The sequence below is a fragment of the Escherichia sp. E2562 genome, from assembly GCF_005781075.1.
Taxonomy (GTDB): domain Bacteria; phylum Pseudomonadota; class Gammaproteobacteria; order Enterobacterales; family Enterobacteriaceae; genus Escherichia.
In genome coordinates this window covers 112415-119158 of sequence record NZ_VATM01000013.1, presented here as the reverse complement: position 1 = coordinate 119158, position 6744 = coordinate 112415, and the positions used below count along the sequence as shown (strand labels likewise).

The window sequence follows — 6744 nt, the reverse complement described above, 5'->3', positions numbered from 1 at the left end:
AACCTGGTCTGCGGTCCGGTACAAATCTGCTGGCATAAATTTGCCCGCTACTGGGATGTCGAGCTGCGTGAGATCCCTATGCGCCCCGGCCAGCTATTCATGGACCCGAAACGCATGATTGAGGCCTGCGACGAAAACACCATCGGCGTGGTGCCGACTTTCGGCGTGACCTATACCGGTAACTATGAGTTCCCGCAACCGCTGCACGATGCACTGGATAAATTCCAGGCCGACACTGGTATCGACATCGACATGCACATTGACGCCGCCAGCGGTGGTTTCCTTGCGCCGTTCGTGGCGCCAGATATCGTCTGGGACTTCCGCCTGCCGCGCGTGAAATCGATCAGTGCTTCAGGCCATAAATTCGGTCTGGCTCCGCTGGGCTGCGGCTGGGTTATCTGGCGTGATGAAGAAGCGCTGCCGAAAGAACTGGTATTCAACGTTGACTATCTCGGCGGTCAGATTGGTACTTTCGCCATCAACTTCTCCCGTCCGGCAGGTCAGGTGATTGCCCAGTACTATGAATTCCTGCGCCTCGGTCGTGAAGGCTATACCAAAGTACAGAACGCCTCTTACCAGGTTGCTGCTTATCTGGCGGATGAAATCGCCAAACTGGGGCCGTATGAGTTTATCTGTACGGGTCGCCCGGATGAAGGTATCCCGGCGGTGTGCTTCAAACTGAAAGACGGGGAAAATCCAGGATATACCCTGTATGACCTCTCTGAACGTCTGCGTCTGCGCGGCTGGCAGGTTCCGGCATTTACCCTCGGCGGTGAAGCCACCGACATCGTGGTAATGCGCATTATGTGCCGCCGTGGCTTCGAAATGGACTTCGCTGAACTGTTACTGGAAGACTACAAAGCCTCCCTGAAATACCTCAGCGATCACCCGAAACTGCAGGGTATTGCCCAGCAGAACAGCTTTAAACATACCTGATAACCGAATGTCACCTGCATGCCAGGAGCATGCGGGTGTAATTCATTCACGGTAAAGAAATATATCCTATAAATAAGAGTAGTGGCGTAATGATCAGGATGCTAATTCTGATCATTTTTTTGTTTTTTGGGAAATTCATATAATTGAATAATTTGCAATGTAAATTAAATCTTGTACAAATTACAATAGGATGCATCAGCTATTATTCATATCCGTTATTATTGCTTATTTTTGCTCTAATAGATTGAAAAATAAGTGACCTGGAACAATGCTTCTAACCACTTAGGATGCTATTATTTTTTTTCGTTTAAGCTTTGTTTAAATCGCGATTTGACTTAGGGTGTTAGCGTGCTACATTAAATACAATAATATGTTTCTGTTATAGTGTATTAATGATGCAATCACTACATGGAACTTGTTTAATTGCGTACGCAAAGCATAAATATATTCTTACCATGCAGAATGGTGAATATCGCTGTTTTAACGGTGGTGATTTGGTTTTTGCGGATGCAAACCAGATTTTAGTTGATAACTGTGCAGAGAACGTCGTCTTTGTCACGAAGGAAACACTTTCATTATTTCTCCCAATGCTCAAGGAGGAGGCATTAACTCTTCATGCCTGTAAAAAAGTTCCTTCGTTAATCGTGCATCACTGTACCCGAGATATCCCTGTTTTTCAGGAAGTTGTACAGCTTTCACAGAGTAAAAATCTCCGCTATGGTGAGATTTTACGTAACAGGGCATTAATATTCGCAATATTGTCGGTTTTTCTTGAAGATGAACAGTTTATAGCGCTACTCATGAATATCCTACAGCCCAATATGCGAACTCGGGTTTGTACGGTCATTAACCGTAATATTGCTCATGAATGGTCATTGGCGAAAATAGCCAGCGAGTTATTGATGAGTCCAAGTTTGTTAAAGAAAAAATTGCGTGAAGAAGAGACGTCTTATTCGCAACTGCTTACCGAATGTAGAATGCGACGCGCGTTACAACTCATTGTAATACATGGCTTTTCTATAAAGCGAGTGGCCGTGTTGTGTGGCTATAACAGTGTATCGTATTTTATTTATGTTTTTCGCAATTATTATGGCATGACACCGACTGAGTATCATGAACGAATAGCTGAAAGAGGGGGTGATAACCCTCTGATGATGGACATTTGTTTAGCAGGAAAGTGTTGTCACCCTGAAAGGATAGTAAGGTTATAATTGCTTTTTGAAGATAAAAAAAACCCGGCATAGGGGACCGGGAAGAGGATAGTCTGCCGTCTCCAGACTAATAAGCCGTTATAACACTCCATGTTGGCACGGGAAACTTTGTGCTCTCAGTGGGTTAAATATAACTTTTGCTGGAGATAAGATCAGCCAATTTTTTATAAACATAAGCTATACACAAATTTAAGATATATCACGCATGCATTTACTTTTTATGGCTTAACTGATATATGCGCTTATGTATGTGATTACTTTTTGGTCCTACCAATTTTGGCAGTTTTGGATTTTTACAGGAGTCATACATCATTTCATTTGTATACTGAAATTGTAATGGTTGTAGTAATGGAATATAAGGGCTTGTCATGACACACGTTTGCTCAGTGATCCTCACCCGCCGTTCATTTGATATTTATCATGAGCAGCAAAAACTCTATTTGCAAAAAGAGAGTATTCTTTTGATGGATAAATATATGGTGGAGAATTTTCCTTTTGATGAATCCCATGCCCGCAGACTAGATATCGATGAAAGGATCATTAGCCATTATTTGCACAATGTCCGTCTTTCGGGTCGGTGTTTAGGGCTGCATGGTAAAAAACGGTTGCTAGTTAACCCAACACCACCAATGCCGCTGGTCACTGCGATATTTGATAGTTTTGCTCAAGAAGATATTGCGTCCAGAACATTAAGTAATATGCTTTACTTTTCCTGTCTTTCGATGTTTTCACGAAATAAAGAACTTATTCCCTTCCTTTTTAATAGCATTAGTACTGTTTCAGGTAAAGTTGAACGCATTATTAGCTGTGATATAGCCAAACGTTGGTATCTGCGTGATATCGCCGAAAAAATGTATACCAGTGAAAGCCTAATCAAGAAAAAATTGCAGGATGAAAATACTTGCTTCAGTAAAATATTGTTGGCCTCGCGAATGTCGATGGCCAGACGATTACTCGAGTTACGACAAATCCCGCTGCCGATGGTCGCAGAAAAATGTGGCTATAGCAGTACGTCGTACTTTATTAATACTTTCCGCCAGTACTATGGCGTAACACCGCACCAGTTTGCGCAACAGTCAACTGGGACCTTTAACTGACTGGATTTCTCATTCGAAAGTCGGTCAGGATCTCCCTCACACTTCATGTGAAAATCTTTCCTCATTAACTCTGCCGGGTCACCGGCAAGTTTGCTTTCGCAGTTTGCAAAACACTAAACGTATTTTCAGGAGGAAAAGACGCGGCATGTTCAGGATTATTAAGTTTGCAATTCATACAATTACGGGAATTCTGGTCAGTGTCGTGTTGTTTAAATTGATAACCAACGGTTGGAGCGGGTTCTACTTTCAATGCTGTTTACTGAGTCTGATGTTCCTGGCAGTAAGCTGGCTGTTGAGTGGCGAGTGGTTAGCGGGAAAGAGTAAGGCTGAACCCTCACGTTCAACCTTACTCTCGTTTACGCGTTACGCTTTTTTAAAGCGGGCAAAGAGATGTTCCACCACAACGAAAAAGACCGGAACGAAGTAAATCGCCAGCACCGTTGCTGCAAACATCCCCCCCATAACGCCTGTACCTACTGCGTTTTGCGCACCGGAGCCTGCGCCATGACTGATAACCAGCGGCAGTACGCCGAGAATAAAGGCCAGAGAGGTCATCAGGATTGGGCGTAAGCGCATCCGTGCCGCTTCGATAATCGCTTCCATCGGTGTCTTCCCTTCTTTTTGCATCATCTCAACCGCAAACTCGACAATCAGGATGGCGTTCTTGGCGGAAAGCCCAATGGTGGTCAGCAGACCAACCTGGAAGTAGACGTCATTGCTTAACCCGCGCAGATCTGTAGCCAGTAACGCGCCAATTACCCCAAGCGGTACGACCAGCATTACCGAGAATGGAATCGACCAGCTTTCATAAAGTGCGGCGAGGGCAAGGAACACCACGACCAGCGAGATGGCATATAGTGCCGGGGCCTGGTTGGAAGATAACGCTTCCTGATATGACAGTCCGGTCCATGAATAGCCAACGCCAGTCGGAAGTTTTGCGACCAGATCCGCCATAAATTTCATTGCGTCACCCGTACTTTTTCCTGCCGTCGCTTCACCTAAAATCTCCATTGCTGGAATACCGTTGTAGCGTTCCAGACGTGGTGAGCCGTAGGTCCATTCTGTTGAAGAATAAGCAGAAAGCGGCGCCATCGTGCCGGAGGCGTTGCGCACATACCATTGGTTTATATTGTCTGGCAGCATGCGGAACGGTGTTCCTGCCTGGACATACACTTTTTTCACTCGTCCCTGGTTAAGGAAGTCGTTCACGTAGCTACTACCGAAAGCGGTGGAAATGGTCTGGTTGATATCGGACAACTCCACGCCCATCGCCTCAGCTTTCGCAGCGTTGACGTTGACTTTGAACATCGGTGTATCTTCCAGGCCGTTCGGGCGTACCCCGGTGACCTGGTCAGGCGATTGCGCTGCCAGAGACAGCAACTCATTTCTCGCCTGGGTCAGCTTTTCATGTCCCAGGTTACCGTTGTCCAGTAGTTCCATATCAAAACCTGACGCTGTCCCCAGTTCTGCTACCGCCGGTAAGTTGAACGGGAAAATAACGGCTTTATTGATGCGGCTAAGAGCCACCATCGCCCGCTGAATAATCGCGGTCACCGAATTTTCTTCGCCGACGCGTTCAGACCACGGCTTCAGGCTGATAAACGCCAGACCGTTGTTTTGCCCCTGGCCGCTGAAACCAAAGCCGCCAACGGTAAACACCGACTGAACATTATTTTTCTCTTTTGTCAGATAGTAATCGGTCACCTGCTGCAGCACTTTAGTGGTGTTAACCATCGTGGAACCTGATGGTAGCTGTGCAGTGGTCATAAATACCCCCTGATCCTCTTCTGGCAAGAAGGAGGTCGGTGTACGCAGAAACAGCACCGCCATCCCGGCACAAATCAGCAGGTAAACCACCATATAACGACCCGTGCAGCGCAGCAGTGAGCGGGTACTGTCGGTATAGTGTTGAGTTGATTTTTCAAACAGATGGTTAAATCGCACAAACAACGCATTCTGTTTGTGACCGCCTTCTGGAACGGCTTTCAAAATGGTGGCGCAAAGGGCAGGCGTTAGACTCATCGCCACAAACACCGAAAGCAACATGGAGGAGATCAGCGTAATGGAGAACTGACGGTAAATTTCCCCGGTCGCGCCGCTCATAAAGGCCATTGGCATAAACACCGCGGAAAGCACAACGGCAATCCCGACCAGCGCACGTTGGATTTGCCCCATTGATTTATGCGTCGCTTCCTTCGGCGGCAGCTTATCTTCTGCTATCACGCGCTCGACGTTTTCTACCACCACGATGGCGTCATCCACCAACAACCCTATAGCTAACACCATCCCGAACATGGTGAGGGTGTTGATGGTAAAACCGACCGCCGACAAAATCGCGAACGTGCCGAGAATAACGACCGGTACGGCAATAGTCGGGATGATCGTAGCGCGAATGTTTTGTAAAAACAGATACATGACCAGGAAGACGAGGATGATGGCCTCAACCAGCGTTTTGAAAACTTCCTGGATTGAAATTTTAATAAATGGTGTCGTGTCGTAAGGATAAACCGTCTTCAGGCTGGCGGGGAAATAGGCCGATAAACGGTTGAGCTCCTCTTTTACCGCCCGGGAGGTATCGAGCGCGTTTGCTCCTGTAGCCAGTTTGATAGCGATCCCGGCGGCAGGTTTGCCGTTATAGCGCGCTACGGTGGAATAATCTTCCGCTCCCAACTCGACGCGGGCAACGTCGCGCAGCAGCACTTGTGAACCATCTTGCTGAACTTTCAGCAAGATTTTGCCAAATTCTTCCGGTGTTTGCAGACGTGTCTGCACAATGATCGAGGCGTTCAGTTGTTGGTCTGCCGCCTGTGGCATTCCGCCCAGTTGACCGCCGGAAATCTGGTTGTTCTGTACCTTGATTTGGGAAATAACATCGGCAGGAACAAGGTTGTATTTATTGAGTTTTTGCGGGTCCAGCCAGATACGCATGGCGTACTCTGAACCAAAGAGCTGCACGCTACCGACACCTGCGGTACGACTTAATGGGTCTTTAATATTAGAAGCCACATAGTCCGCAATGTCGTACTGGTTGAGGCTGCCGTTTTCAGAGATAAACGCTGCCACCATCAGGATATTGCTGCTCGACTTATTGACGCTAATCCCTTGTTGCTGTACTGCTTCGGGGAGTGATGGCATAGCAAGTTGCAGTTTATTCTGCACCTGAACCTGCGCAATATCGGGCGACGTTCCTGTCTCAAAGGTCAGTGTGATGGACGCATTACCCGCCGCATCACTGGTTGATGACATATACATTAAGCCATCAAGTCCATTCATATTTTGCTCAATCACCTGAGTGACTGAATCTTCTACCGTTTGCGCATCAGCACCCGGATAGGTGGCGCTCACGGTGATGGTCGGTGGTGCAATCTGCGGATATTGCGCCACCGGTAAGTTCATGATCGCCAGCCCGCCTGCGAGCATCAAAATAATGGCAAGTACCCAGGCAAAAACCGGGCGATCAATAAAATAGTTAGCCATGAAAGTCCCCTTAAGCCTGCAAC

The 6744-nt window shown here is 47.1% G+C and carries 4 protein-coding genes; 3 read left to right on the top strand and 1 reads right to left on the bottom strand.

Annotated features, from left to right (window positions below):
• The 3 genes from FEK43_RS17745 to gadW form a co-directional block, all read left to right on the top strand.
• On the top strand, window positions 1-936 hold a 936-nt coding region (locus FEK43_RS17745; RefSeq protein ID WP_138158660.1), incomplete at its 5' end, for a glutamate decarboxylase.
• A gap of 395 nt (window positions 937-1331) precedes the next feature.
• Entirely contained in the window at window positions 1332-2147 is an 816-nt protein-coding gene (gadX, locus tag FEK43_RS17740) for a DNA-binding transcriptional regulator GadX (RefSeq protein WP_135408323.1), read from the top strand.
• A 368-nt stretch (window positions 2148-2515) separates the two neighbouring features.
• A complete protein-coding gene (gene gadW, locus FEK43_RS17735; protein WP_130209198.1) occupies window positions 2516-3244 on the top strand; it encodes an acid resistance transcriptional activator GadW in 729 nt (242 codons plus the stop codon).
• A 363-nt stretch (window positions 3245-3607) separates the two neighbouring features.
• On the opposite strand, the gene mdtF is transcribed toward gadW, so the two are convergent.
• The gene (mdtF, locus tag FEK43_RS17730) at window positions 3608-6721 is read right to left on the bottom strand and encodes a multidrug efflux pump RND permease MdtF (RefSeq protein WP_130209196.1); all 3114 of its coding nucleotides are present in this window, start codon (window positions 6719-6721) and stop codon (window positions 3608-3610) included.
• Window positions 6722-6744 lie beyond the last annotated feature (23 nt).

Bases quoted from the DNA above. Each gene is read 5' to 3' on its own strand.
- gadX (WP_135408323.1), top strand. From the start codon at position 1,332: ATGCAATCACTACATGGAACTTGTTTAATTGCGTACGCAAAGCATAAA.
- gadW (WP_130209198.1), top strand. From the start codon at position 2,516: ATGACACACGTTTGCTCAGTGATCCTCACCCGCCGTTCATTTGATATT.
- mdtF (WP_130209196.1), bottom strand. From the start codon at position 6,721: ATGGCTAACTATTTTATTGATCGCCCGGTTTTTGCCTGGGTACTTGCC.